A 26,721-nucleotide genomic window follows, 5' to 3' on the forward strand; every position below is an offset into this window, starting at 1 on the left:
TTAGCGTCTGACGGTGGCTTGACCGTGTTCTTGCAGATTTCCTAGACCGCTTCGGCCTGTCTTTCCGCATCGAACTGCAGACGAGCAAGTTTGGCATAAAGCCCGCCCGCCGCGCTGAGATCCGTGTGCGTGCCGGTTTCTGCAATGCGGCCCTCGTCCATGACGACAATTCGGTCCGCTTTCAGAACCGTCGCCAGGCGGTGCGCTATGACGAGCGTTGTGCGGCCTTCCATCAATTGGTCGAGAGCTTTTTGAACCAGTCGTTCGCTTTCTGCATCCAGCGCACTTGTGGCTTCATCCAGCAAAAGCACCGGTGCATCTTTCAAAACGGCTCGGGCAATTGCGATCCGTTGGCGCTGTCCGCCTGACAGGGTTACGCCGCGCTCGCCGACCAGTGTGTCATAACCGTCCCTCATTGCCGCAATAAATGGGTCTGCCAAAGCGGCCTTTGCAGCAGCAATCACTTCCTCTCGGCTGGCGTCTGGTCGGCCATAGGCAATGTTCTCGGCAATGCTTGCTCCAAAAACGGCCGTGTCCTGCGGCACAAGTGCAATCTGTTGGCGCAGGCCCTTTGGGTCGAGTTGTTTCAGATCCACTCCGTTTAACCGAATGATGCCTTCGGCCGGGTCGTAGAACCGCATCAGCAGATTGAATAGTGTCGATTTTCCTGCGCCGGATGGGCCGACCACGGCAACCGTTTCACCAGGAGCAATTTCAAGTGATAATTCTTTCACTACCGGCATGTGCTCGGCATTGCGATAAGCGAAGGATACATCATCGAAAGAAATGGACCCGCGTGGTTCAGCAGGCAGGCTGACCGGCATAGCCGGAGCACTGATCTCCGATTCGATATCCAGGAGTTCAGACAGTCGTTCAGCCGCGCCGGCAGCTTGCGACAACTCTCCCCAGACTTCCGAAAGCGTTGCGAGTGAACCGGCCGCAAGAATTGAATAGAGCAGGAACTGACTGAGCTCGCCGCCGGTGATGCGTCCTGAAAAGACATCGCTTGCACCGATCCACAAGACGGCGACGATGCTGGCACCAATCACCATGATGGCAAAACCCGTCAGTGCGGCGCGAGCCATGATGGCTTTGCGGGCTGCTTGAAAAGCTGCGTCGACGGCACTGCCGTAGCGGTCCGCGCTTCTGGCTTCGTGGGTGAAGGCCTGCAAGGTTTTCACCGAACCGAGCATCTCGCCTGCATAGGCCGATGCATCGGCCAATGTGTCCTGTGCAAAGCGCGACCGTTTGCGGACCTGTCGCCCGAAGCCCAGGATTGGCACCAGGATCACAGGAATGGCTGCCAGAACAATGACGGACAGTCGCGGACTGGTGACGACCATCATGACCGAAGCCCCGGCGAACATGATGAAATTGCGCATCGCCTGCGAGGCACTTGCCCCAAAGGCAGATTTTATCTGGGTGGTGTCCGCAGTCAGACGCGAGAGTATCTCTCCTGATTTCGCAGTGTCGTAAAAGGTGGGACTGAGCTGCGTCAGGTGCGCGAAAACGTCCGACCTGAGTTCGGCGACAACACGTTCACCGATCCACATGACCAGGAAGTATCGTACTGCGCTGGCAGTCGCCAGGGCACAAACCACACCGACCAGAACCGCAAAATAGGAATTCACCAACGCAGGATCATCCGCCCCGAATCCAAAGTCGATCATGCGGCGAACCGCGTTGGGCAGAATGAGTGTGATCACGGCAGCAGAAAAGAGGGCAACCAGGGCGCCGATGGCCATACCCTTGTGCTTGCGAAGATAGGGGATCAATCGCGTCAATGGCTTCAGGGATCTGCGTACAGATTTCTGCTCTTGCTGCGTTTGTGATGCAGGGGCGTCGGCCACAAGTCTCTCCTCATGCTTTTCAAGCCGTCTTTAGCATGTTCCGCAAAAGGCTCAATGGCATTGATCAAGTTCTATGGAAACTGCGCAGATCGGACTTTTATTTTTCGATGTCGCCGTTTGAAACCGATGTTCGAGATTGAAAGGATTTGCCCGATTTTGCCTCTTGTTTTGCACTCCACCTTAAGGTATATCCCCGCGACATGTTTCTGAGGGCGGCGTCCGCAACCGGATCGGCGGCCCTTTACTACGTTTTACGCCAAGATAACGACTTTCCCTGAAAGACCATCCTGGTGTTTGAAAGGACCGGCCATGAAAGCGGATATCCATCCCGACTACCACACCATCAAGGTCGTCATGACCGATGGTACCGAATTCACCACCCGTTCCACCTATGGATCGGAAGGCGATACACTGCAGTTGGACATCGACCCGACGTCTCATCCGGCTTGGACCGGCGGTGACCGTCAGCTGATGGACCGCGGTGGACGCGTGTCGCGCTTCAAGAACAAGTTTGCTGGTTTCCTCGGGTCCTAAACACCGAGCGACAGCCTTGATTGAAAAAACCCGGCTTTGGCCGGGTTTTTTGTGCTTGGAGACAATTTCTCATCATGACATTGGCGACCAAGCATCGCAGTCAGTTTTTGGCAGTGAAAAGGTTTTCAGCCGACGAGGCTGCCGTAGACTAGTCGCTTGCGCTGCAAAATCGACCTTTCAAATTCAAATCCGGGTTCATTTGAATATCTGCCGAAGTGTCTATCGGTCTTCTGAGCTTGTTTTGACCCCTGGTTTGGCGTCGTTGGTCCAGCCAGGCGGCATGAAAATTTTTCCAAGCCGCGATTTCAGCGAACCTGACCGGAAAACATCTCTCAGTAGAAGCACTGTTTCACTGAAATTGATCACAAAGGGATTTGACGAGCCGACAGGTTTGGTTATTCCGAAAAGGACTTCCTCTGTTTCTGGAGCATAGGTACCAAACACCTTGTCCCAGATGATCAGGATGCCGCCGAAATTCTTATCAAGATAAATCCGGTTCCGGCCATGGTGAACGCGATGGTTCGACGGGGTGTTGAGCACCGCATCGAGAACTCGAACCTTCCCGATTTTTTCCGTGTGGATCCAGGATTGATAGGCAATCACGACAGCCAGTGCACCAATCACCTGAGCCGGATCAAACCCTATGACCACCATTGGGACAAAGAATATCCAGGTAAACAAGGCCTCGATCCAGGCCAAACGCAGCGCCGTACTGAAATTGAATTCAGGCGAAGAGTGATGAACGCTGTGATAGGTCCAAAGCAGGCGAACGCGATGTTCGCATCGATGCATCCAGTAGTATGTCAGATCGGCCAATAGGACTGCTATCAGCCAGGACCACCATGACAGAGGCAAGTTCGCAACGGCTAGTCTCTCTGATGCGAAGATGCCGACAACGAAAATGGCGCCGAACGCCAATCGTTCCAGAAGACTGTTGACGATCGAAATGAAGATGTTTGTGCCGGTTTCCTTCAACGACTTCCGGTATCCGGAAAAGACATCCCACGCTGCTTCGGAGACCAGCATCAAGAGAAAGACAAGTCCGATCATTTCTATGACGGAGAATACCGGGTCAACAATGGACAAACGCAACTCGATATTATCAAACATCACAAACTCCTTTAAAAACGAACGTTCGTTCGTTTAGATATAATCGTGCTGTGCGAATTGCAAGTGGGCTCAAAACCTGAAATGAGAACTGGTCGTAGCTTCGATCCAGAAACGTCAACAATCCACGGAAATGCGGGTCATGGAAAAGAAATCGGAACTGTCCCTTCGTGAGGAAAAGACAGCGCGCCGGCGCAGTCTGATCATCGAAGCGGCTGCGACGCTTTTTATCCTCAAGGGTTTTCATCAGACGGGCATGCGCGACATAGCCGGGCAGGCAGACATAAGTCTTGGAAATCTATACAATCATTTCAAGGGAAAGCATGAAATCATAGCTGCTATTTCAGAGATTGAAGCTGCGGAAATGGAGCCGCTGTTAAGTCATCTGGAAAATGCCCCGGATAGCGGTGACGACGCCCTGATGGAGTTCGCTCAAGCTTATTTCGCAGTCTGTTCTTCTCCGGCAAATGCAGCTCTGAGTGCGGAAATTGTTGCGGAGATCTTCAGAAATCCGGATATCGGTAGTGTGTTTTCAGGCACGAGAAAGCGACTGATAGGTGCTGTTGAAAGATACCTTCCCGACAATTACGCGAACCGGACCGCAACCGCAGGACTTGTTCTCGATCTGATCGAAAGGGCGGGGCAGAGTGCCGTCGGAACCAGCGATGCGTTGCAGAGCGACATCAAAACAGCCTTGCTCGAAGTCATAGGTCGTCTGGTGGAGCGCTCATGATCGCGGGCGTGGGGCAGAGGGCCCTGGCAAATGAAAATCGAGGCAACCTTCGTGAGTTGGTTGCGCCGCGCGCCCTCCGAGGCCTGCGACCAACAAAAAAAGCCGCCAGTTGGCGGCTCCTTCGTGTTCCTGGACCCCGGCTCGTTTAGCCGAGATTTCCGAACGCCGCGTGCAGCTGGTTGATTTGTGAGGCGACCGGATTGTCATTGTTTGCTTCCTCGGTCTGCGGTTCGTCACCGCCGCGGTAAAGCATCTTGTCCAAATGCACAACGCGCTCTTGCAGGCGTGTCGAGCGGCCGACCAGGTCTCGCAGGGTATCGGGAAGCTCGTCCCAGGACGGACCGCCGGTCGCGCTGCTGAGCTTGTCCAGGCGCACCTTATTCTTCTCGCTGCCAGCCTGTTCGCGGGACATTTCGCCTTCGTTCACAGCTCTTTGCAGCAGAAGCCAGGATGCAAGCTGCATCAGACGGGTTGTCAGGCGCATGGATTCTGTTGCGTAGGCTAGCGATGCCGGACGGGGCAAGTCTTTGGCTTCTTCGCGGCCGGAGCCATCCAAATACATGGCTGTCTCTTCAACCAGTGACATGCCTTCCTGAAACAAAGTCTGGAAATTGTCAGAACTGGCAAGATGATGAGCGATGTGCACGGTGCCTATCGCTTCTTCGGCTGTTTTGATGTCTTCCGTCATAGGATTGCTACGCCTCAGTTACACTTCCGGTTCGACTTGCATTTTTATCATTGCATGTCCCGAAACATGTCATTTCGGGTCAGGTGTCCCATTTTAGAACGATGCAGGTCTTCGTACCAACTACTGAGCAATCTCCATGCCAAACTCGCTCAAATGTGGCGCTTAACCAGAACGATACCAAGGATACCATGAGCGTGGCCCAAAAAAAAAGAGCCGCACGGTTGCGGCTCTGAAGTCTTTAACAGGGAGGCGTCAAACAGAGTGGACAGGAGCCACTCACATCCAGATGACTGGATATACAAATTTATACTTTGGAAAGATTAATAAGAGGTAAACGAGTAAATTTTTACCTAGCTGGTTTACCTTGTTCATCGTCGAGTTCTCAGAATTAGTTCAAAGACTGTAATAAATGCCAAGGCTATTTCTGAAAGATCGAGTTTGCCGCATCGCGAATAGTACCTCGTTGCTCGAGTTCTTTCTGCGTACGGTTAATTTCTTCGCGTAATGCCTCTATCCGCTCATTAAGGTCGTTTTCCGAATGACGTGAAAGATCCTCGCCCACAGCGATGGGGTCGCTCTCAGGTTTCTTGGGGACATCTTCGTCAAATAGGCTCATTGTTTCCTTCCCCGGAATGTGAGACGCAGGAACGAAATGGACCGGTCGGAAAAAGCTGGATGCGTTCAAATCGGCCCTTTGTCAATTTATCATAGTCCGGGCATCGAGCCGTGGACCAGTCCCAAAATGAACCAGAAGGAACGATCTTCATGCAAAAATTGCCGGTTAGCATGTCTGTTGTTGCAATTTCGGAAGCGGGCGGTCCGGACGTGCTGCAGCTTGAAGAGCGTCCCGTCCCGGAACCAGGTGCAGGAGACGTTCTGATCCGTGTCCATGCTGCCGGTGTGAACCGGCCCGATGTTCTCCAGCGTTTGGGGGCCTATCCGCCACCAAAAGGAGCCTCGGATCTGCCCGGCCTCGAAGTGTCGGGGGAAATTGTTGCGTGCGGCGAAGATGCTAGAGACCACAAGATTGGCGATATGGTGACTGCGCTGGCACCAGGCGGTGGATATGCCGCCTACTGCAAAGTGCCGGCGGGACATGCGCTTTCAGCTCCTCAGGGACTGACGATGATCGAGGCCGCGGCCCTGCCCGAAACCTTCTTCACCGTTTGGTCGAACGTGTTCGATCGATGCGGACTGTCCAGTGGTGAGAGGTTTCTCGTCCATGGCGGAACGTCCGGTATCGGCACAACTGCCATTCAGTTGGCGAAGGCGTTTGGCGCCGAGGTCTTCACAACGGTGGGGTCGGAAGAAAAGGCAGAAGCTGTTCGCGCCTTGGGTGCTGACCACGCGATTGTCTATCGTGAGCAAGCCTTTGAAAAGGCGATCCATGAGATCACGAATGGTGAGGGGGTGAATGTGATCCTCGACATGGTCGGGGGAGACTATGTTGAACGGAACTGGAAAGCCGCCGCAGTCGAGGGACGGATATGCCAGATTGCCACACTGAATGGTCTTTCAGAGAAGGTGAATTTCTCACGTTTGATGGTCAAGCGGCTGACACATACGGGATCGACTTTGCGCCCTCGCAGCGACGCTTTTAAAACGGCGATTGCCGAGAACCTCAAGGCAAGGGTCTGGCCGATGCTCGAATCGGGAAAAATCAAGCCGGTTATGGATTCCACGTTTCCGTTAAGCCAGGCAGCAGATGCTCACCGGCGCATGGAAAGCTCTGAACACATTGGTAAAATCGTTCTTACGATGGAGGTTTGATTTCCGGGTACGGTCGGTAACGCGCAATGATTGCGTTCCCATTTGCGTTTCCCCTGCGTTTTCACTATATTCCGCCCACTTCCCATTAATGATAAATGGAACACTGCTTTTTCGCCCCGCCGGGCGAGGGAGCCGATGAGAGGAATTTACCCGATGGCGAACACGCCGCTTATGCCAAAGGCAACCGCCGTCTGGCTCGTGGACAACACCGCGTTGAGCTTCACGCAGATTGCGTCCTTCTGCAGACTGCACCCGCTCGAAGTGAAGGCGATTGCCGACGGAGAAGCCGCACAGGGCATCAAAGGTCTGGATCCGATCCTGACCGGGCAGCTCAGCCGCGAAGAAGTTGAGAAAGCCCAGAACGACCCGAACTATCAGCTGAAGCTTCAGGGGTCGAAAGTGATCGTGCCGGAGTCAAAGCGCAAGGGGCCGCGTTACACGCCCGTTTCGCGCCGCCAGGACCGTCCGAATGCAATCCTCTGGCTTGTGCGCAATCATCCGGAACTGAAAGACGCGCAGATCATTCGCCTGGTTGGCACCACCAAGCCGACCATCGCAGCAATTCGCGACCGTACGCACTGGAATTCCGCCAACCTGACACCGTCAGACCCTGTGACACTCGGCCTCTGTAGCCAGCTGGAGCTGGACATGGAAGTTGAAAAGGCAGCCAAGAATGCTCCGCAGCCGATGGTCGGAGAGCCGGTAGAGAGATTGATGCCGGTTGAAGAAACGACAAATGAAAACGCCATCGCGGCTGCTTTCTCCTTTGATCCGAGCCAACCGGTCAAACGTGAGGAAGAAGAAGAAATCGATGCGGACGCTGTCTTTGCGAATCTGGGCTCGCTGAAGAGTGAAGTGAGCGAAGAGAGCGAAGAAGGCGAAGAGGGTGATGAACCCGCAAGCGAAGATATTGCGCCTGAGGCTGAAGGCCAGGAAGCCCAAGAAACCGAAGGTGAAGAAGACACCAAGTAATTGGTGGCTTGCCCGATTTTTCAGAACCGCCGGTTGTCTGCAGCCGGCGGTTTTTTCTTACCTGGCAATCAATCATTGTTTCCGGCATCAAGTAGCTTGTTTGCCGGTACGGTTCGCATTTGCCCACGACGACAGCGCGGTTTCAGGGGGTTTTGTCGCGCTTGAAGCGACCGATTTGAATGTTGCTGTTCTCGCCGATCGCAAATCGCATGCAATAGAAGATGACGATCAGACTCAATACCATCCACAGACCGCCCCAGAACACGGTCGGTAGGCCGAACTCCTCTGATAGCATATAGGCATCTGAACGCAGTCCGGATCTTCGGATCGTGTCGTCGAAAATGTCGTAAGGGACGTAGAAGATGCTCGACAAACCGATGATCCGGAGCACCATGTCATTGATCTCGAGGCTCAAGAATCGAGCGATTGCGAGCATTCCAAGGCCGGTGACGCTGCAAAAGAGCAGCGGGAACCAGTCCCGGATATAAAGCAAGGTGACCAGGAGCATGACAACGCCGAACAGCGCCAGGATTTGACGATCGAAATCGGTGCGCAGCGCGAGAATCAGAAGTCCGGCACCCAAGATCAGTGAGCCAAGATAACCAGCGGACAGAGTCAAAAACCTGTTGCCGCCACTCGAGATCACGTGCCCGCCCTGGTTTGGCGACAAAGAGAGATCGAGCACCGTGCCTCCGGTCAGGATTGCCGCGATGGCATGTGACATCTCGTGCAGGAACACAATCAGGATTTTGAGCGGAATGACGAGGGGTGTGTTCCACAGCAGGAACAGCACCACCATGATCGATATCAGCTGCCAGTGGTTTTTCAGGATCTGCATCTCATCTGAAAGGCCTTGGCGACACGGAAATGTCAAGCGGGTTGAGAGCCTGACTAGGCTTCATCCCGCAAATCGCACCAGGCTTTCACGATCGACCGAAGTTCCGTTTCTTTGTGTGCAAGATCGTCCAGATTGGCGATCTTGAAGGAGCGAGCTTCTTTGCCGTCACCTTCCAGGTTTGGAAAGACACCTGGTATCAGGGCGCCTTTGTGAAACATAAGCGATGCGTGCTTTTTCGCCTTCGGGGAGAAACTTGCCAAATTACCTTTGTACTCGAATGTCGGTGCTTGCCACTTGATGGTTTCACCAATCCGCGAATCTGCATTCAGGATAAGTTCGCGGGTCGCCTCGACGACAGGTTTCATTGGATTGTCATAGGCCTTTAGCCATGTGTCGACTTCGGGGTTTTTCATGGCCTCAACCCAGATCAAGCGTTGTCTTCAGTGAGATGATCTTGCCGTCCTGAAGAACAAAGACATTCGTGCCGCTGCCGCTACCTCCTGGAATGGCTTTGGAATAGCAGGTCCATTTGACTGTAATGGTCGAACCAGAGACTTCGACCGCACCCAAATGAATGACGGCATCGTCGAAGTCGTCTGTCCTGCTTGCCGTAAAAGCGGCAAGGATCGCTTCGCGTCCGCGATGAGGTTCATCTAGACCGGAAAAAGGTTCGGAATATTCGGCATCAGGGGCAAAAAGCTGCCCCAATTGTGCCTGCCCGGACGGACCGGCTTGCATTGCCAAGAAAAAGTTAGTGATCTCTAGAGGCATGTCATTCATGGAAGTGTCCCAAATGTCTGTTGATCCGAATGTGCTTGCCGCCCTATCCGAGGCGCTTGAAAGTTTGAAGAGGGATCCTCAACGACCCGTTCCGTCAGGCGTCATTGCGGCGCTCGCACCTTTGGCCAGGGAAGGAACCAACTTGAAGATCGATCTGGAAGCCAGCCACCAGATCGGCGCGCCCCTGGTCACACTCGGCTATTCCGTACCCAAGACCGATCTGTTCGCCCCATTGACACCCCGCCAGTGTGATGTCGCCGCTCTATTGGTTTGTGGTCAGTCCAATAAGGAAATTGCGAGAAACCTTTCCATCAGCCCGGCCACCGTAAAAGACCATGTGCATGCCATTCTGAAGCGCTTAAACCTGCCGTCACGGGCAGCAGTCATGGCTGCAGCGAGATCCCCGGAAAAAGCTAGCCGGGAAGACCCACGGTAGCAATCCATCTGAAGATGGATGCCTTCGCTCTACTGCTCCGGCTCAGATACGGACTGCAACGGCAAATTAAGAAAGCTGGAGGCAATCTGCCGCACAGATGAACAGTCTTCCTGTTGAACGTGAGCGGCCCGTAGATGACGAACGAGATTGCAATCGCAGGCGCCGTGACGTTTCGTCCCCGTTTCGACAACGTGTCGAGGGATTGCGAGCGTCTTATGGAGCATGTCGTCGAGCTTGCCCATCAGGGGCGGCTGGAGCGGCAAGAGGGCAAGTCTCTCTTCGACCTTTATCTCAGAGACGCCGAGCGGCGTTTGATCGAAGCATATTTTGCGCGTGAGCTCTATGAAGAGATTGAAACGCACTATTGTTTCACATTTGAGATCGCATTCGGCTGGCCTCATCCCGATATGCGTTCCGATCTAGAGAAGCTCGTTTCAGCGGGGCAGGGCCAGCGGGCAATTCGGATCTGGCGAAATTACCTGGCGTTGATCAAGCATCATTATTGGGAGCTGATCGCTGCTCGAAGCCGCGGTTTCGAAAAGGCTCACCATCTGCACGAAAGCGAAGCTGAGCAACGCGCAGAATGGGAACGCTGGACCGGGCGTGTTCCCGAATACAAGGCAGACCTTCTGGCCATGATAGACGTGGCGGAGGAGTGTTTTGCAAGGGCAGGGGCGAGCAGTGCCCAGATTGCGCGTCTCGCCGCGGAGCGTGACGAAGTAGCGGTGGAAGAACGCCGTCGTCCGAGTGGTAAAGTCGACCCAAGAAAAATCGATGAAGATGTTTTTTGGGAAATCGTAGGACTTCCCGGTGCCGATGGCCTGGGCGGGCAGGTTGAACAGCTCGTCGAGCGCTTGGCCGGGTTCAAGGCAGCACCTATCAAGTCCTTTGACACTTTGCTGCAGGAAAAGAGTGCCCTGGCTTACCGAGAAGATATTTGGGCACTTGCCTACCTAATGAACGATGGTTGCTCGGATGATGACTTTGAAGGTTTCAGGTATTGGCTCCTCCTGCAGGGACGTGAAGTTTTTGAGGCGGTCTTGATTGATCCCGATGCCTTTCCTGTCTCCCGCTTTGACGGAAAAGCCGGCAGTACAATGGATCTGAGGTTGGCACCGATGCAGGCCTTTGAGATGCGCCAGGGCAAAGCGCTTTCCCGCAAAGCGGTCAAGTTGCCCGATATCGATCTCGCAGAATTCGATGAAACTGAACTTGCCAATCGCTTTCCAAGAGTGAGTCTGGAGCTCGCTCGAACGCGATGAACGGGCGCAACGGGGCAGCTACCGTTCGGTTAGCTTCAGTTCTATCCGCCGGTTCCTGGCAAGGGCGTCTGGCGTCTCGCCCTCCTCTAATGGCTGGAATTCACCAAAACCGGCTGCGACAAGGCGTTTGGGGTCAACACCTTTTTCGATGAGATAGCGCACGACGGAGATTGCACGCGCAGCCGACAGCTCCCAGTTGTTGCGAAGCCGGCCGGTTCCAGAAAGAGGTCGTGCATCGGTGTGGCCGTCAACACGCAGAACCCAATTGATTTCGTCGGGGATTTGCGCACTCAGCTCCAGGATTGCCTCAGCAAGCTTGTCGAGTTCCTGTTCACCGTCAGGGTTGATGTCTTCTTGTCCGCTGTCGAACAAAACTTCGGACTGGAATACAAAGCGGTCGCCGACAACCGATATATCGGAGCGTTGTGACAGGATCTCTCGAAGGCGCCCGAAGAAATCTGAGCGATAGCGAGACAGTTCCTGAACTCGTTGTACAAGAGCTGCGTTGAGACGGCGGCCGAGGCTGGCGATCTTCGCCTGGCTATCGGCCCCCTTGGCTTCAGAGGCTTCGAGAGCCGCGTTCGCAGCTGCGATCTGACGGCGCAGGGCAGCGATCTGCTGGTTTAACAATTCGACCTGAGCCAGGGCTTCCTGGCTGACCTGGCGTTCATCATCGAGGAGGTTTTCAAGGCGTGTTGCGCGGCCACCAGCGGCGTCTGCAGCACCGGAACTGCTTTCCAGCAGGCCGAGCAGACGGGACTGTTCAGCTTCAGCATCCGACAGGCTGGCCTGCAGCCCGAGAATCGTGTCCTCAAGTTCACCTGAACTGGCGCGCTCCAGCGCCAGCAATTCGGTCAATTCGCTGATCTGGGCATTGAGCCTGTTCAGCACCGTGTCCCGACCGGACAATTGTTGCGACAGGAAAAACTGCGCGATCATGAAGATCGACAACAGGAAGATGATCACGAGCAGAAGCGTCGCCATGGCATCAACGAAGCCCGGCCAGTAGTCCGTAGACTGTGCCCGGCGGCGCGCTCTCAGTCCTGCCAGTCCGGCCATTTCCGAAGTGCTCCCGTTATTCCTTCGCGCGGTCGAAGGCCGCGGCAATTGACGAGAGGAGGCTCTCTATACGCTTTTGCTGTTCACCCTGCTGTTCTGCCCAATCTCGCATCATCTGCTGTTCGGAACGCACATGTTTGACAAGGCCTTGAATGCCTTCCGCCAGGTTGGCCATCGCCTGCGCGGCATTCTTGCTGCCGCCATCTTCGACGGTTTTCTGGAGCGCTGTGATCGATGACTGGATCTGCTCGACACCTGGAGAATCCGTTGCGTTGAACAGCCCTTCTTCAGGGTCGATATCGGTGACGGTGGAGAGCCAGTCTTCCAGTTCGTTGTAGAACCGGTTCTGTGCCTGACCGGCCTGAAGATCGAGAAAGCCGAGAACGAGTGATCCGGTCAATCCGAAAAGCGATGACGAAAAAGCGGTGCCCATGCCGGAGAGCGGTGCCTCCAATCCGGCCTTGAGGTCTTCGAAGATAACATTGGCATCACCCGAGCCGACATCCAGCGATTGGATGGTCGCGCCAACGGAGCTCACGGTCTGGAGCAAACCCCAGAATGTGCCCAGCAGACCCAAAAAGACCAGCAGGCCGGTGAGATAGCGCGACATTTCCCGCGATTCTTCCAAGCGCATGCCGATGGAGTCCAGAATGGAGCGCGCCGTTGTCGGCGTCAGCGCCATATCTCCGGCCTTATTGCCGAGGAGAGCTGCCATAGGTGCAAGAAGCACGGGCGAGCGGGTCTCGAGCGCCGGATCGCCAATCCGAAAACTGTTGACCCATGAGATTTCCGGAAACAGACGAATGACACGTCCGAACAGGAGCAGGATGCCGAAGACGCCAACCAGAACAATAAGCCCGTTCAGTCCCGGGTTGCTCATGAAGGCGGTTGATATCTGGGGGAACAGGATGAAAGCGATGAAGGCAACGATCACCAGAAAGATGATCATGAAGGTCAGATACGCCCTTGGGCTGGACAGGCTGTAGGGATCAAATTCACGGGCCATATTGCGCAATCAAATACCTGAATTGGACGTAACTGATTGATAGCGTGATTTTTAAGGGCTTGGGAACCGTGAATCGTGACTGAAAGCTTAATAAAGTCTGGATAGCTCAAAAACCGGCGCTCTGACCGAAGTGCGCCGGTGAAGCAAATGGTCGGTTTTCTGGAAGATCAGTCCTGTGCCGGGGCTTCGGCTTTCTTCAAAAGACGCAGCAGCTGTTTGTGTGCATCTTCGTTGCCGACAACAATATCACCGCTTTCCAGCATCTTCGGTTTGCCGGACAAATCGCTGACGAAACCGCCAGCCTCGCGAACCATGAGGATGCCTGCGGCGATGTCCCAGGAATTGAGATTGCGTTCCCAATAACCGTCGAGACGACCGGACGCGGTCCAGGCCAGATCGAGCGATGCTGCGCCGAAGCGCCTGATACCGGCCACTTCCGGCATCACATATCTGAGTTCGCGCAGGGAACGACCGTGGTCGCCCATGCCGATGAACGGCAGCCCCGTGCCGAACACCATGTCATTCAGCTCTGTGCGGCCGGCAACGCGCAGCCGGCGGTCGTTCAGAAAAGCGCCCCGCCCGCGTTCGGCAGTGTAAAGCTCGTCCATGACGGGGTTGAAGATCACCCCGGCGACGATCTCCCCTGCGCGCTCAAGCGCAATAGAAGTCGCGAAGATCGGAATGCCATGAAGAAAGTTGGTGGTGCCGTCGAGCGGGTCGATGTGCCAGCGATGCTGACCGTCCGTTCCGTCAACTTCGCCGCTTTCTTCCATCACCAAGCCGAAGGTCGGACGGGCTTTTGTCAGTTCTCCGCGAACGATTTCCTCAGCACGGCGATCTGCGGCAGAGACAAAGTCTCCCGGACCTTTGCGGGATACCTGAAGGTTTTCCACTTCACCGAAATCACGGATCAGGGAACGCCCCGCCTTGATCGCGGCCTGGGTCATGACATTGAGGAGAGCTGTGCGGGCCATGAATTATCACTTGTTGTTGGGCGCTGCCCGGACGAGTCCGGGCGCGCCAAAGGAGACTGCCAAATCAGGTGGCTCAATCTGCGCGGCGGACGTATTCCAGCGTGCCTGTGTCGACGATGATTTTCTCGCCAGCCGTGATGAAAGGCGGGACCATGACGCGGACGCCGTTTTCCATGAGTGCAGGCTTATAGGAAGACGACTGGGTCTGTCCCTTGACGACGGCATCGGCTTCGCTGATTTCCAGGGTCACATGCTGCGGCAGTGTGATGCCGATCGGACGGTCTTCATGCAGTTCAACGGTGACCATCATCCCGTCCTGAAGGAAAGCTGCGCGATCTCCGACGAATTCCGATTGCAGTTCAAGCTGCTCGTAGGTTTCGGTATCCATGAAGATCAGCATGTCGTCCTGGGTATAAAGGTACTGGAAATCCTTTTGTTCCAGACGGACGCGCTCGACCTTGTCTTCTGAGCGGAAACGCTCGTTCAGCTTCCGGCCATCGAGCAGGTTTTTCATTTCGACCTGCGCGAAAGCGCCACCTTTGCCTGGTTTGACATGCTGAACCTTGACAACGGCCCAAAGCGTATCTTGATGCTGCAGCACGTTACCGGGCTTGATTTCGTTTCCGTTGATTTTCATGGAACGACCGACTTGTTTATTTGTTTGGATCTGGAACGGTGCATGGAACAGCGGACGCTGGGGCACCGAAAATTGCTGGCGCCTGTCCACCACAAAAGTGCGCAGGTTTCAAGGAAAAAAGGCAAATTCGGTTTGCCGGGGTCCATTGAACCTTAAAGTTTCGGGCCTCAGATGCCTTAAGGCGTTTCGGCTGCGGGATCTTCAGATGGTGCCATCAGCGTTGCCGAATACTGCTCTGCCAGCTTGCGGGCGTTTTCCATCGTTGTCTCGTCCAGACTGTCCACGATCTGATCGAGATTGAGATCAGAGACGCCAAGCGTTCGGGCAATGAGGTGCCAGCCAGCCGCCGCAGAATAGTCCTGTTCCCGGCCTCTTCCGAAGGCGTAGATGCGTGCAAGCCGGTTCATTGCGACCGGGTTGCCCGACGTGGCTGCGCGTTCGAACCAGTCAGAAGCTTCTGCTTCGTCGGGATCCACACCTTTTCCCTGAAAACGCAGGATGCCGTAGTAGACCTGCGCGGATGTGTGGCCACGCCGCGCCGCCCGGCCCATCCAGAATGCGCCCTGGCCTGGATCATTGAGGCCGCTTTGCGCTTCCAGATAGGAAAGGGCGAGTGCGTATTGAGCTTCCGGATCGTTGAGTTTAGCCGCTTCTTCCAGAAGTTCTCTTGCCCTCTGCTCATTGAAGGGGCGGCCTTCGCCTTCCTGATAAAGCAGTGCGAGATTGTAGAGCGCCGATGCGTTGCCCGCATTGGCTGCCTGTTCAAAGAGATCGGCCGCTATCTTCTTGTCGACGTCAACGCCATCGCCCAACAGATAGAATTGGGCGAGTTGCATTGCCGAGCCGTTGTCACCCTTGTCTGCAGCAAGACGGTACCAGTCCGCGGCCTTTGTCTTGTCCTGCTTGATCCCGAGACCCGCCTCGTGCAACACGCCCAGCAACGCCTGGGCGGATTGGTCGCCGCCTTCGGCAAGTGGTGTTGCCAGGCCGAGCGCTGTCAGAAACCAACCCCTTTGAAATGCTGCGTAGGCTGTGGTTGCGTCCGCGGTTTCATCGTCGGACAGTTTGGGCGGACCGGCATCGACGATGCTTAAAAGGGTCTTGTCCGCGGTTGTAACGTCAATCAAAACCGGAAGCGGTTTGTCCGGGTCGTTTCCGGCCGACTGATTTTCTTCAGTTTCTTTTTCCGCGGCATCTTGCGCCAGGGCTGGAGACCATGATGCGAATGGCGAGAAACCCGCCAGGACGCCGCTTAGAACCAAGATCCCGGTCCAGCTTCTCAAGCTAAGGTTTGTCCCCATTAACGGCATAGATCCGGCTCCGGTTTCTTATGTCTGATCGGCATCGGGAAATGGATGAACGTCCAAAATCTTGTTTGCTTCAGCAATCAGGTCGGAAGTATCTCGATCAGACTGCCAAATGACATCCTTGACCGCAACAAAGTCGGCACTTGTTGCCGCAACCTCGGCTAAGGTCTCCATGGAACTACCCGCAAGTGCGACGCAGGGTGTCTCGAAGAGCTCAGACCACCACGAGGCGGAAGAAAGGGTCTTGGCATGTGCGTTTTCCTTCTCGGCCAAATCCAGTTTGCCAAAGAAGATATAGTCTACTCCGGTTTCCGCCCATTCCATGGCATCGTGTTTTAGCTTGGTGCCTCCGGTTCCGACAATGCGCTCGGGCTGGAAGCTTTCAACGGCGAGTTTCAGGTCCTCCAGAGATGTGTCGACATGGACACCATCCGCACCGGAACGGCCGGCTGCCTGCGTGTCGCGATAGACAATCGCCGCAGCTCCTCCCTTTTGGATAATGGGGACGAGCGTTTCAGCTGCTGTTTGCAGGTCCTTTGTGTTTGCACCCGGCATATAGATCAGCACACAGGCGATATCGCCACCTGCAAAGGCCTGGTCGAGTTTGCCTGCCAGTTCGGCCAGATCGAATTCCGGCGGTGTAACGAGAAGAAGGCGCGGGCGGTTCACGGTGGTCAGGTCCTGTTCAATCACAAATCGGGTTCTTGTCCCTAAAGACGGCAAAAGAGGGACGCAAGGCCCCTCTTTCAAGAAAGTGAATGAATTGACGTCCCGGGAGAGAGGGCGTCAGCCAATTTTGGGATCGAGGCTGCCATCCTGGTAGCGGGCAGCCATGTCGGCCAGCGTGATGATTTTCTTGATCTTGGATGCCTGACCAGCCGTGTTGAACGCTTCCAGACGCTGGATACAGAGCTTCTGCATCGCATCACGTGCAGGCTTCAGGTATTTGCGCGGGTCAAACTCGGACGGGTTTTCGGAAAGAACGCGCCGGATCTGGCCGGTGATCGCCATCCGGTTGTCGGTGTCGATATTTACCTTGCGAACGCCATTCTTGATGCCGCGTTGGATTTCTTCGACAGGGACGCCCCAAGTTTGGGGCATTTCACCACCATATTGGTTGATGATGTCCTGGAGATCCTGCGGAACGGACGATGATCCGTGCATCACGAGATGGGTGTCCGGAAGGCGGCGGTGAATTTCCTCGATCACGTTCATCGCCAGAATTTCGCCGTCAGGCTGGCGCGTGAACTTATAAGCGCCGTGGCTCGTTCCCATGGCGATCGCGAGCGCGTCGACCTTGGTTTCCCTGACGAACTTTACGGCCTCCTCAGGGTCGGTCAGCAACTGGTCCTGGCTTAGTTTGCCTTCCGCGCCGTGCCCGTCTTCCTTGTCGCCCATGCCGGTTTCAAGCGATCCGAGGACGCCCAGTTCACCTTCAACGGAAATGCCGCCGAGATGAGCCATGTCGGTCACCGTTTTGGTGACGCCGACATTGTAGTCCCAGCTGGCCGGGGTCTTGCCGTCGGCTTCAAGCGAGCCGTCCATCATCACGGATGTGAAGCCTGCCTGAATGGCGCTCATGCATGTCTGGGGTGCGTTGCCATGGTCCAGATGCACGCAGACCGGGATGTGCGGATAAATCTCCACTACAGCATCCATCATGTGCTTCAGCATAACGTCGTGGGCATATGCGCGTGCGCCGCGGGAGGCCTGAATGATCACCGGAGCGTCTGTCTGATCGGCCGCAGCCATGATCGCCAGCGCCTGCTCCATGTTGTTGATGTTGAATGCGGGAACGCCGTAGTCGTTTTCCGCTGCGTGGTCCAACAGCTGGCGAAGGGTGATACGTGCCATTAAAGTCTCCCCTGATCCGGTGTCTGCGAAACGAGCCTTACCATAGCAAGTATTCACGTTGCCGGTGTTGCGGTGCGTCAATCATCGGTGTTTCTATCAAGATTTTTGGCCGTTGAAAGAGGGCCTCGCCGGTTAAATCAATTTAAATACAAAGAGATGGCAGGAAATTCACTCTCGTATTTAATTTGGAAATAAAAATAAATTTTCTGCCAGGCCCATTTCACTTTCAATCATGCGCTGGGTGAACTGATGTCGACGAATGTGCCAGCCGGATCACGAAGGATCATGCGCCTCTGTCCGTAAGGCATTTCCCGAGGGGCTTCGACAATGTTTGCGTTTTGCGCGAGCGCTTTCTCATAGACAGCATCGCAGTCATCAACGACGAAAGTCAGGATCACTCCGGCAGGGGCCCGCTGGGCCCTTGCCGGAACGATCTCGCTCGATTGTTTGAGAATTCCGAGCTCCAGGGCCGGATTGTCCGGGTCAGCAAGATTGACGAACCAGTCTGCGGAAAAGCGCGATTCAAAGCCGAGAATTCCCTGGTAGAAGGCCGCTGTTGCAGCAACTTCTTCCGTCAGGATGTTTGTGAAACTTCGCTGCATGATGGTCCTCCTGCCGAACTTGCCAATTAGGCTTCAAGCGCTTTGACGCCAGGCAATTCCTTACCTTCCAGCCACTCAAGGAAAGCACCCCCCGCTGTTGAGACATAAGAGAAATCATCTGCCGCACCAGCGTGATTGAGAGCTGCGACCGTGTCACCTCCACCAGCAACTGAATTGAGTTTGCCGGCTTTGGTGTTGGCGGCCGCATGTTTAGCGGCAGCAACCGTTGCCGTATCGAAAGGCTCAATCTCAAACGCACCGAGCGGACCGTTCCAGACCAGTGTCTTGGCGGTATCGATCTTGGAAGCGACGGTTTGGATCGATGCTGCACCCACATCGAGGATCATGCCGTCTGCGGGTATCGCATCCAAGGAAACAGTTTCATTTTCAGCGCCTGCCTTGAATTCCCGTGCAACCACTGCATCCGCTGGCAGAACGATTTCGCAATTGGCTGCATTGGCGGCTGACATGATCCTGTTGGCTGTATCGGCAAGGTCGTGTTCGCAAAGTGACTTACCGACATTGACGCCCTTTGCTGCAAGGAACGTGTTGGCCATGCCTCCACCGATCACCAACATGTCGACCTTCGAAACGAGGTTCTCCAGCAAGTCAATCTTTGAAGACACTTTCGCTCCGCCAACAACGGCCAGGACAGGCCGAACAGGTTCACCGAGCGCAGAGCTGAGCGCCTCAAGCTCCACTTGCATTGTCCGTCCGGCGTAAGCCGGCAACAGTTTGGCAATTCCTTCCGTCGAGCCGTGGGCACGGTGTGCTGCGGAGAACGCATCGTTCACGTAGAGGTCGCCATTTGCGGCCAAGGCTTCGGCGAAAGCGGGGTCGTTCTTTTCCTCGCCCTTGTGATACCGCGTGTTTTCAAGGAGCAGAACGTCACCATTTGACATTGCGGATATGGCGTCAGATGCGACCGGGCCGATGCAGTCATCTGCAAAGCCGACTGCTTTGCCGAGCAATCTGGAGACCGAGGGTGCGACCGGTGCAAGCGACATGGATGCCACCCGCTCGCCCTTCGGACGGCCGAAATGCGCCAGCAGCACGACCTTCGAACCTTTTTCGGAGAGTTCGCGAATCGTCGGCAGAACCCGTTCGATGCGTGTGGTGTCCGTGACTTTGCCGTTGTCCATCGGCACATTCAGATCCACACGGACGAGAACCCGTTTGCCGGTAATGTCATTGAGATTGTCGAGTGTATTGAAAGCCATGAGAACACCTGTTGTCAGGGACGGGTGGAGTTGGTGGAGACAGCGATGCCAATGCCGAACAAGGTCAGCAGCACGCCGAAGGAGCGCTCCAGCCAAAGCTTGGCGCGCATGAACTGAGACCGCACGGATGGCAGCGTGAAGAACAGCGTGACCAGAACAAACCACAAAAAGACGCCGCCTGCCATGATCATGCCATAGCCGACTTGCGTCCAGAGCGGGGTCATGGGCGACGTAACCTGCAGAAACACACTCAAAGCAAACATCGTCGCCTTTGGATTGGTCACATTCGTGAAGAAACCCCAACGCAGCGCCTTGAGTGGCGGCATGCCGGAAAGGCCATTGCTGCCTGGCATGTCTTTTGACGCTGTCCGGTACATCATCACTCCAAGAAAGATCAGATAGGCAGCACCGAGCAGTTTGAGTGCATTGAACAGTATTATTGACTGGGACACGATCAGGCCGATGCCCGCGAGCGCGTAGGTGACGTGAACACCCAGTGCCAATGCGATGCCGAGCGCCGTCATGATGCCGGCCAGTCTGCCGCCGATCAGGGCGTTGCGCAAAACGACTGCAAAGTCAGGTCCCGGGACAATGGCAACGACAATCGTCAGTGAGATAACGGTGAGAAGTTCGAGCACGTGGTCTCCAAAATTTGGAAAAAGATGGTCTAGCGATCTGGTGGGTTTTCGAGGTTCTTGATCGTTTCGGCCTTTTGCTGATCAACGTCAGGCTGCCAGTGCCGGTGATTGCGCTGCCCATTTCTTTCCTTAGAGCGGTCCAGCCAATAAAAACCGAGCCCAAGCAGGACAACGACACAAATAATGATCGCAACTGTCATGCAACTTCCCCAGTGCGAAACAAAGAAAAGGCGGATGCAACGCTGCTGCACCCGCCAAATGTCAGACTGATTGTCTGGTCAACCAGATCATCTGGTTAGATGAGCTTCGCCATGGCAACGGCCGTGTCGGCCATGCGGTTGGAGAAACCCCACTCGTTGTCGTACCAGGTCAGGATGCGCACAAAGGTGCCGTCCATAACTTTGGTCTGGTCCATGTGGAAGACGGAAGAGTGGCTGTCATGGTTGAAGTCCATGGAAACGAGTTTTTCTTCCGTGTAACCGAGAACACCCTTCAACTTGCCGTCCGCAGCTTCCTTGATCGCTGCATTGATTTCTTCAACGCTGGTCTCGCGCTTGGCAATGAAGTTGAGGTCGACCACAGAGACATTCGGTGTCGGTACGCGAATTGCCACACCATCCATCTTGCCATTGAGCTCCGGCAGCACCAGTCCGACAGCTTTTGCAGCACCAGTGGATGTCGGGATCATGGACATGGCAGCGGCGCGCGCTCGGTAAAGATCCTTGTGCATGGTGTCCAGGGTCGGCTGGTCACCCGTGTAGGAGTGGATCGTCGTCATGAAGCCTTTTTCAATGCCGACCGTGTCATTGAGAACGTAAGCAACCGGGGACAGACAGTTGGTTGTGCACGATGCGTTGGATACGACCAGATCTTCTGAGGTCAGTGCATCGTGGTTCACACCATAAACGATGGTCTTGTCAGCGCCCGCAGCTGGTGCTGAAACGAGAACGCGCTTTGCGCCGGCTTCCAGAAGCATGGAGGCCTTTTCCTTGGCGGTGAAGATGCCGGTGCATTCCATCGCGATGTCGACGCCAAGCTCGCCCCATGGCAGTTCCTTCGGGTCACGAATGGCGGTGACCTTGATGGGTTTGCCTCCACCAACCGATATGGTGTCGCCGTCGACTGTCACTTCGGCAGGGAATCTGCCGTGAACGGAATCATAGCGCAGCAGATGTGCGTTGGTTTCAACCGGACCAAGATCGTTGATGGCGACGACTTCAATGTCGGTGCGGCCGGATTCGACAATGCCGCGCAGGATGTTCCGGCCAATGCGGCCAAAACCGTTGATTGCTACCTTGGTTACCATATTCCACTCCTGCGATCTTCGGCGTTTTGTTCCAAGAAAAACGCCAACTTTATGACCACATGTGTCGTGGTCGCTTGGAAGAGCCTCAAGTGCTCAGGGCCCGGCAACATATGGGGGATCTGGCGTCGCCGGGAATTGATCTCAATTAAGTTGCGAGCTTTTCTTTCGCAGCAGAGACAACAGCGTCCTTGGTGATGCCGAAGTGCTCATAAAGCTCCTTGTAGGGTGCGCTCGCGCCGAAGCCGGTCATTCCGACAAACAGGCCGTCATTGCCGACGAAACGGTCCCATCCCATGCGGATGCCCGCTTCCACGGCAATCTTGACCGGGCTGTCGCCGATGATGTCTGCCTTGTAGTCGTCCGATTGGGATTCGAACAGCTCGAAAGATGGAACAGAGACAACTCGCGTCGCAATACCATCTTCGGTCAACTCTTTATGAGCGTCGACGGCGATTTCGACTTCCGAACCCGACGCGAAGATAGTGACCGCTGGGCTGTCTTCACAGTCAATCAGCACATAAGCGCCTTTGGCACAAAGGTTGTCGTCTTCGAAAGTCTTGCGCTGAGAGGGGAGGTTCTGGCGGGTCAACGCCAGTACAGACGGTCCGGATCTGTCTTCAAGCGACAGTTGCCAGCATTCCAGCGTTTCGGTGATGTCGGCAGGCCGGTAGAACGTAAGGTTCGGGATCGCGCGCAAAGCCGCGAAGTGCTCCACTGGTTGGTGGGTCGGACCGTCTTCGCCAAGTCCGATGGAATCGTGCGTCATCACATGGACAACCCGCTGGCCCATTAATGCTGCAAGCCGGATCGAGGGACGACAATAATCGGAGAAAATCAAAAAGCCGCCGGAATAAGGGATCAGGCCGCCGTGGAGCGCCATCCCGTTCATGGCCGCAGCCATGCTGTGTTCACGAATGCCGTAGTGAATGTAACGTCCGGAGAAATCGTCCGGTGTCACCGGGGCGGTCTGCGGCGTCTTGGTGTTATTCGACCCGGTCAGGTCAGCAGACCCACCAATCGTTTCCGGAACAACTTCGTTGATCACGCTCAGGACAGCTTCGGAAGCCTTGCGCGTTGCCATGGTCGGCTGTTCGTCTGCGAGCTTCTTCTTGTAGTCCAGAATGGCCTGGGTGAAGGTCGCCGGCAGATCGCCACGATACCGGCGGTCAAACTCGGCCCGCGTTTCCGCGTCCGCCTCGGCAAATCGCTTTTGCCAGTCCTTGTGCGCGTGAGCGGAGCGAAGTCCGGCAATCCGCCATGCATCCAAAACATCACTCGGAATGTCGAAGGGTTCATGCGGCCAGTTGAGAGCTTCCCGTGTCCCGACAATTTCTTCCGCACCGAGGGGTGAGCCGTGTGCCTTCTGTGACCCGGCCTTGGTAGGAGCGCCAAATCCGATTGTGGTTTTGGCAGCGATCAGGGTGGGGCGATCGCTTGCCTGGGCTTGGCGGATCACGGCGGCAAGAGCGTCCGGGTCATGACCATCGACACTCAACGTGTTCCAGCCAGACGCTGCAAATCTGGCCTGCTGGTCTGTCGAATCGGTAATTTCGACCTTACCGTCAATGGAAATGCCGTTGTCGTCCCAGATCACGATCAGCTTGTTCAGCTTCAGGTGACCTGCAAGTGTCAGCGCTTCCTGGCTGATACCTTCCATGAGGCAGCCGTCGCCGGCGAGAACGTATGTGTAGTGATCAACAAGGTCTTTGCCGAAACGCTCTTCCTGCAGGCGTTCTGCAATCGCCATTCCAACGGCATTGCCCAGCCCCTGGCCAAGCGGGCCGGTTGTCGTCTCGATGCCGGCACCATGACCATATTCGGGGTGACCGGCCGTGCGCGATCCGAGCTGGCGGAAATTCTTGACTTCATCAAGCGTGAAGTCTTCGTAGCCGAGCAAATACAGCAGGCTGTAAAGCAGCATGGACCCGTGACCGGCAGAAAGAACGAACCGATCACGGTCGGACCAGTCGGGTGCTGTCGGATCGAACTTCAAAAACTGGGTAAACAGAACGGTTGCGATATCGGCGGCCCCCATGGGCAGTCCGGGGTGACCGGATTTCGCCTTTTCCACGGCATCGATGGCAAGGAAGCGGATCGCATTTGCCATGCGCTGGTGCTTTTCAATATCGGTCATCGTCTTCCCGTTGCTTGCGTTGAAGCGCCATTGCCGGAGTTGGACCACCCGGCAAGGTGTGAATGAGGTACGTTGCTCAGAAGCTGACTATCGTCAATTTCGAACAGGCGCCAGACAAATATCAGGAACCGTCGGCGAGTCAACAAAGGCGAGCCAACGGAATCCCGGAAGAAATTTTCTTTTTGGGCGTTATAGAGTTGAGGATTCTGCCAATGGTGCCATTGACTGAGAGAAGTTGCGATGCCTAAGCTCGACGCCCTGAAAAAGATTTGCTTTTTCGCCGCGAAACATTCGCGTGAACGCAATGTCCGAAGTGTCATTGGACCTTGGGCGGGGCGGCAGCGAAAGCGTCAAATCTCCAGAATGTGCGTTTGAAAGGAACTGGCGGACCGCCGCAAAACACGTTGGGACCATGTAATAAATGGCGGATGTCGACTGTATGGAAAAAACCAGTCTCACCGACGCGGTAAAGCGCCTTGATTCAGCCGTCGGTCAGCTGGAGGCGGCTGTTCAGCGTCGAATGGACGCCGACAGATCGTTGAATGCCTTGCAGGATGATCTTCAAAGGCTTGGCGAAGACCGGTCTCAACTGGCTGCATCACTCGATGAAAGCGAAGCGCGAGCTTCCCGTTTGGAAGAAGCCAACAAGGACGTGTCCCGCCGGCTTGTTTCTGCGATGGAGACTATCCGCAGTGTTCTGGATGCGCATGGAGGCTGACTGAAAAATGGCGCAGATTACCGTCACAATTAACGGCAAAGCCTTCCGCATGGCTTGCGATGATGGTGAAGAGGAGCGTCTTCAGGGTCTTGCTGCGCGTTTCGACGGCTGGATAGGTGAATTGAAGGGCGCATTCGGGGAAATCGGCGACCAGCGTCTGACTGTCATGGCCGGCATTATGGCAACCGACCAATTGTCGGAGCTTGAACGCAAGATAGTCAGGCTTGAAGCCGACCTGGAAGACGCCAAACGGCAGCAGGACGCGGCGCTCGACAACATGAGCCAGAATGAAGAAGAACTCTCCAGGGCGGTCAATACCGCTGCGGCAAGGATTGAGAGCCTTGCCGATGGCTTGAGCAAGAGCCTCAAAAATCCGGAAAACTCCTGAACAATGCCGGATCATGCGGCGGCCCTTTGCATTCAGTCTTCAAATTCATTTGTATTGAATGTCCAGCCGCTCTGGTAATTGCCGGAGGTCGGGTCTATATGCCGTAGTCGCGGCTGCCCGATACGTCAGGAACATTATCCCCGGGGCCTTACGCATTCCTTCGGGAGCTGTCCCTGCGCTGGGCCGTGGTCCGTTGCATACGGCGCCCACCTACATTGTAGGTTCTCCGGGATTGCAGATCCAACGGTCGGACGGCTGCACATTTCTTTTCTCAATGCCCGGCTGAACTGGCCGGCCGCAGCGCTTGCGGCGGACCGGGCCGAGACAGATTTGATCGCTTTGACTTAAGGGGCCATGGCAATTCATTCTTCCCTAGCCGAAAAAAAAGAAATTGTTCGCAAGCAGGCACTCGCCCGCCGAAAGGCGATGAGCGAAATCGAACGGATCGAAAAGAGCCTCGCTCTGATTGATCATGTCGACGATTTGCCTCTCCCTGATGGGGCTGTTGTTTCAGGTTTCTGGCCGATCCGTGACGAGATAGATCTCAGACCGCTCATGGACATTTTGCGTCAAAAGGGTCATCCACTGTGTCTGCCGGCTATTGCCGAACCTCATCTTCAGTTTCGCAGACTTGAGCGTGGCTGCGAATTGGTGCCGGCAGGATTTGGGACGCTGGAACCAGCACCTTCTGCAGATGAAATGCGTCCGGATGTTATGCTCATGCCTTTGTCGGGCTTTGACAATGCCGGCAACCGTCTTGGCTATGGAAAGGGTCATTACGACACGGCAATCGCCGCCATCGAAAAGGAAAGCCCCCTCTTGTGTATCGGCGTGGCTTTTGCGGTTCAGGAGGTTGACCGCGTGCCCATTGAAGCGCATGACAAACCACTGAATGGGATTTTAACTGAAGTCGGATACCGGGCATTCAGCTGACTATAGGCCGCTGTCGCATGTCAGCTTTTGGACGCCTAGCGAGGTTACATGCGTATTTTGTTTCTGGGGGATCTTGTCGGCCGCTCCGGTCGTTCTGCTGTGATCGACAAATTGCCCGGGCTTGTAGAGGCCAATCAGCTCGACTTCGTCATTGTGAACGGTGAAAATGCGGCATCCGGTTTTGGGATTACCGAGGCAATTCTGCAAGATGTTCTGGACGCAGGTGCAGATGTTGTAACGACCGGCAATCACGTCTGGGACCAGCGGGATACACTTGTTTACATCGAGCGTCAGGATCGTCTGCTTCGGCCTGTGAACTTTCCTTCTGGCACGCCGGGCAGGGGAGCCCATCTCTATACGGCCCGAAATGGCGCGCAGGTGATGGTCGCCAATGTGATGGGCCGCGTCTATATGGATGCGCTTGATGACCCGTTTGCTGCGATGGAAAGGGTTGTAACTGACTGCCCGCTGGCTGAAGTTGCAGATGCGATCATTGTCGACATGCATGCCGAGGCAACCAGCGAAAAACAGGCTATGGGCCATTTCCTGGACGGGAGGGTCAGCCTTGTGGTTGGCACACATACCCATGTTCCAACTGCCGACCACCAGATCCTGGAGAACGGCACCGCCTATCTATCGGATGCCGGAATGTGCGGTGCTTATGACAGCGTGCTTGGAATGGACAAGGAAGAACCGGTCAATCGGTTCCAACGCAAGATACCTGGATCAAGGTTCGCGCCTGCAACGGGAGACGCCACCATCTGTGGCGTGGCAATAGAGACAAATGACCGGACAGGACTTGCCGAACGGATTGCCCCGATCCGGATCGGTGGGCGGTTAGAGCCGGTCCTGCCGCATTTCTGGTCCGATCCGGCCTGATGAGTGGTCGGGCGTTTCCGCAAGCTGGATTTTCGACCGCAACTTGCCTATAAGCGGGCGCAGTTTTCATCGACATCACCTTAAGAAGAACCGAGA

30 protein-coding genes and 1 other RNA gene are annotated in these 26,721 nt (G+C 55.3%); 11 read left to right on the forward strand and 20 right to left on the reverse strand.

Translation table 11 applies throughout. The annotated features are described in order from the left end of the window. Positions 1–41 precede the first annotated feature (41 nt). Positions 42–1,850, reverse strand: a complete 1,809-nt coding sequence (locus Q0835_RS10645) for an ABC transporter transmembrane domain-containing protein (RefSeq protein WP_298960967.1) — start codon at positions 1,848–1,850, stop codon at positions 42–44. 309 nt (positions 1,851–2,159) lie between these two features. Here Q0835_RS10645 and rpmE point away from each other — a divergent pair, with 309 nt between their 5' ends. Then, positions 2,160–2,384 (forward strand): 50S ribosomal protein L31, encoded by a 225-nt coding sequence (gene rpmE, locus Q0835_RS10650; RefSeq protein ID WP_152499888.1) that lies wholly within the window; start codon positions 2,160–2,162, stop codon positions 2,382–2,384. 219 nt (positions 2,385–2,603) lie between these two features. On the opposite strand, the gene Q0835_RS10655 is transcribed toward rpmE, so the two are convergent. Beyond that, complete coding sequence (locus Q0835_RS10655; RefSeq protein ID WP_298819868.1) at positions 2,604–3,494, reverse strand: sterol desaturase family protein; 891 nt, start codon at positions 3,492–3,494, stop codon at positions 2,604–2,606. 139 nt (positions 3,495–3,633) lie between these two features. On the opposite strand from Q0835_RS10655, the gene Q0835_RS10660 reads away from it, so the two are divergent. Beyond that, positions 3,634–4,224: a TetR/AcrR family transcriptional regulator gene (locus tag Q0835_RS10660; RefSeq protein ID WP_298960969.1), complete on the forward strand. Its 591-nt coding sequence runs from the start codon at positions 3,634–3,636 to the stop codon at positions 4,222–4,224. 145 nt (positions 4,225–4,369) lie between these two features. Here Q0835_RS10660 and Q0835_RS10665 read toward each other — a convergent pair whose 3' ends face one another. Both Q0835_RS10665 and Q0835_RS10670 read right to left on the reverse strand, forming a co-directional pair. After that, on the reverse strand, positions 4,370–4,912 hold the full coding sequence (locus tag Q0835_RS10665; protein ID WP_298819872.1) for a DUF1465 family protein: 543 nt from the start codon (positions 4,910–4,912) through the stop codon (positions 4,370–4,372). Between the two features lie 418 nt (positions 4,913–5,330). Continuing rightward, positions 5,331–5,528 carry a DUF1192 domain-containing protein gene (locus tag Q0835_RS10670; protein ID WP_298819874.1) on the reverse strand — a complete coding sequence of 66 codons (198 nt, stop codon included), beginning with the start codon at positions 5,526–5,528 and terminating at the stop codon, positions 5,331–5,333. A gap of 149 nt (positions 5,529–5,677) precedes the next feature. On the opposite strand from Q0835_RS10670, the gene Q0835_RS10675 reads away from it, so the two are divergent. Both Q0835_RS10675 and Q0835_RS10680 read left to right on the forward strand, forming a co-directional pair. Next, positions 5,678–6,682: an NAD(P)H-quinone oxidoreductase gene (locus Q0835_RS10675; RefSeq protein ID WP_298819876.1), complete on the forward strand. Its 1,005-nt coding sequence runs from the start codon at positions 5,678–5,680 to the stop codon at positions 6,680–6,682. A gap of 153 nt (positions 6,683–6,835) precedes the next feature. Next, complete coding sequence (locus tag Q0835_RS10680) at positions 6,836–7,654, forward strand: cell cycle transcriptional regulator TrcR (RefSeq protein WP_298960972.1); 819 nt, start codon at positions 6,836–6,838, stop codon at positions 7,652–7,654. 142 nt (positions 7,655–7,796) lie between these two features. Here Q0835_RS10680 and Q0835_RS10685 read toward each other — a convergent pair whose 3' ends face one another. From Q0835_RS10685 to Q0835_RS10695, 3 genes are read right to left on the reverse strand one after another with little or no spacing between them, the layout of a single operon-like run. Then, positions 7,797–8,492 carry a M50 family metallopeptidase gene (locus Q0835_RS10685; protein WP_298960974.1) on the reverse strand — a complete coding sequence of 232 codons (696 nt, stop codon included), beginning with the start codon at positions 8,490–8,492 and terminating at the stop codon, positions 7,797–7,799. Between the two features lie 53 nt (positions 8,493–8,545). Then, a complete protein-coding gene (locus tag Q0835_RS10690) occupies positions 8,546–8,905 on the reverse strand; it encodes a DUF1801 domain-containing protein (protein ID WP_298960977.1) in 360 nt (119 codons plus the stop codon). 4 nt (positions 8,906–8,909) lie between these two features. Then, positions 8,910–9,272, reverse strand: coding sequence for a nuclear transport factor 2 family protein (locus Q0835_RS10695; protein ID WP_298960980.1), 363 nt, complete (start codon positions 9,270–9,272; stop codon positions 8,910–8,912). 13 nt (positions 9,273–9,285) lie between these two features. Here Q0835_RS10695 and Q0835_RS10700 point away from each other — a divergent pair, with 13 nt between their 5' ends. Together Q0835_RS10700 and Q0835_RS10705 are read left to right on the forward strand one after the other, a co-directional pair. Then, positions 9,286–9,708 carry a LuxR C-terminal-related transcriptional regulator gene (locus Q0835_RS10700; RefSeq protein ID WP_298819887.1) on the forward strand — a complete coding sequence of 141 codons (423 nt, stop codon included), beginning with the start codon at positions 9,286–9,288 and terminating at the stop codon, positions 9,706–9,708. A 134-nt stretch (positions 9,709–9,842) separates the two neighbouring features. Beyond that, on the forward strand, positions 9,843–10,970 hold the full coding sequence (locus Q0835_RS10705) for a DUF4240 domain-containing protein (RefSeq protein ID WP_298960983.1): 1,128 nt from the start codon (positions 9,843–9,845) through the stop codon (positions 10,968–10,970). An 18-nt stretch (positions 10,971–10,988) separates the two neighbouring features. On the opposite strand, the gene Q0835_RS10710 is transcribed toward Q0835_RS10705, so the two are convergent. From Q0835_RS10710 to tkt, 13 genes are all read right to left on the reverse strand, one after another. Next, positions 10,989–12,020: a peptidoglycan -binding protein gene (locus Q0835_RS10710; RefSeq protein ID WP_298961172.1), complete on the reverse strand. Its 1,032-nt coding sequence runs from the start codon at positions 12,018–12,020 to the stop codon at positions 10,989–10,991. Between the two features lie 25 nt (positions 12,021–12,045). Further along, a complete protein-coding gene (locus Q0835_RS10715; RefSeq protein ID WP_298819891.1) occupies positions 12,046–13,035 on the reverse strand; it encodes a flagellar motor protein MotA in 990 nt (329 codons plus the stop codon). Between the two features lie 167 nt (positions 13,036–13,202). Continuing rightward, positions 13,203–14,009 carry an inositol monophosphatase family protein gene (locus Q0835_RS10720; protein ID WP_298819892.1) on the reverse strand — a complete coding sequence of 269 codons (807 nt, stop codon included), beginning with the start codon at positions 14,007–14,009 and terminating at the stop codon, positions 13,203–13,205. A gap of 73 nt (positions 14,010–14,082) precedes the next feature. Continuing rightward, a complete protein-coding gene (efp, locus tag Q0835_RS10725) occupies positions 14,083–14,646 on the reverse strand; it encodes an elongation factor P (protein WP_152499901.1) in 564 nt (187 codons plus the stop codon). A gap of 176 nt (positions 14,647–14,822) precedes the next feature. Beyond that, positions 14,823–15,929, reverse strand: coding sequence for a tetratricopeptide repeat protein (locus tag Q0835_RS10730; protein WP_298960985.1), 1,107 nt, complete (start codon positions 15,927–15,929; stop codon positions 14,823–14,825). A gap of 45 nt (positions 15,930–15,974) precedes the next feature. Continuing rightward, positions 15,975–16,646 (reverse strand): thiamine phosphate synthase, encoded by a 672-nt coding sequence (locus Q0835_RS10735; protein WP_298960989.1) that lies wholly within the window; start codon positions 16,644–16,646, stop codon positions 15,975–15,977. Positions 16,647–16,739: 93 nt separating this feature from the next. Beyond that, a complete protein-coding gene (gene fba, locus Q0835_RS10740) occupies positions 16,740–17,807 on the reverse strand; it encodes a class II fructose-bisphosphate aldolase (RefSeq protein ID WP_298819898.1) in 1,068 nt (355 codons plus the stop codon). A 230-nt stretch (positions 17,808–18,037) separates the two neighbouring features. Further along, positions 18,038–18,409 (reverse strand): VOC family protein, encoded by a 372-nt coding sequence (locus Q0835_RS10745; protein ID WP_298960992.1) that lies wholly within the window; start codon positions 18,407–18,409, stop codon positions 18,038–18,040. Between the two features lie 26 nt (positions 18,410–18,435). After that, positions 18,436–19,629, reverse strand: a complete 1,194-nt coding sequence (locus tag Q0835_RS10750; protein WP_298960994.1) for a phosphoglycerate kinase — start codon at positions 19,627–19,629, stop codon at positions 18,436–18,438. A 14-nt stretch (positions 19,630–19,643) separates the two neighbouring features. Further along, positions 19,644–20,267, reverse strand: coding sequence for a LysE family transporter (locus Q0835_RS10755; RefSeq protein WP_298960997.1), 624 nt, complete (start codon positions 20,265–20,267; stop codon positions 19,644–19,646). Between the two features lie 29 nt (positions 20,268–20,296). After that, positions 20,297–20,467: a hypothetical protein gene (locus Q0835_RS10760; RefSeq protein WP_298819906.1), complete on the reverse strand. Its 171-nt coding sequence runs from the start codon at positions 20,465–20,467 to the stop codon at positions 20,297–20,299. Between the two features lie 95 nt (positions 20,468–20,562). Next, entirely contained in the window at positions 20,563–21,573 is a 1,011-nt protein-coding gene (gene gap, locus Q0835_RS10765) for a type I glyceraldehyde-3-phosphate dehydrogenase (RefSeq protein WP_298819907.1), read from the reverse strand. 145 nt (positions 21,574–21,718) lie between these two features. Next, the gene (tkt, locus tag Q0835_RS10770; RefSeq protein ID WP_298960999.1) at positions 21,719–23,707 is read right to left on the reverse strand and encodes a transketolase; all 1,989 of its coding nucleotides are present in this window, start codon (positions 23,705–23,707) and stop codon (positions 21,719–21,721) included. Between the two features lie 421 nt (positions 23,708–24,128). Here tkt and Q0835_RS10775 point away from each other — a divergent pair, with 421 nt between their 5' ends. From Q0835_RS10775 to Q0835_RS10795, 5 genes are all read left to right on the forward strand, one after another. After that, positions 24,129–24,425 carry a DUF4164 domain-containing protein gene (locus tag Q0835_RS10775; protein WP_298819911.1) on the forward strand — a complete coding sequence of 99 codons (297 nt, stop codon included), beginning with the start codon at positions 24,129–24,131 and terminating at the stop codon, positions 24,423–24,425. 7 nt (positions 24,426–24,432) lie between these two features. Further along, complete coding sequence (locus Q0835_RS10780) at positions 24,433–24,813, forward strand: cell division protein ZapA (RefSeq protein WP_152499910.1); 381 nt, start codon at positions 24,433–24,435, stop codon at positions 24,811–24,813. Between the two features lie 107 nt (positions 24,814–24,920). Continuing rightward, positions 24,921–25,075, forward strand: a non-coding RNA gene (ssrS, locus tag Q0835_RS10785) — 6S RNA. Between the two features lie 92 nt (positions 25,076–25,167). Beyond that, positions 25,168–25,746, forward strand: a complete 579-nt coding sequence (locus tag Q0835_RS10790; protein ID WP_298819914.1) for a 5-formyltetrahydrofolate cyclo-ligase — start codon at positions 25,168–25,170, stop codon at positions 25,744–25,746. A 48-nt stretch (positions 25,747–25,794) separates the two neighbouring features. Next, complete coding sequence (locus Q0835_RS10795) at positions 25,795–26,625, forward strand: TIGR00282 family metallophosphoesterase (protein WP_298961001.1); 831 nt, start codon at positions 25,795–25,797, stop codon at positions 26,623–26,625. The last annotated feature ends 96 nt before the right edge of the window (positions 26,626–26,721 follow it).

It is taken from the genome of uncultured Roseibium sp. (genome assembly GCF_947499295.1).
In the GTDB taxonomy this organism is placed as follows: Bacteria; Pseudomonadota; Alphaproteobacteria; order Rhizobiales; family Stappiaceae; genus Roseibium.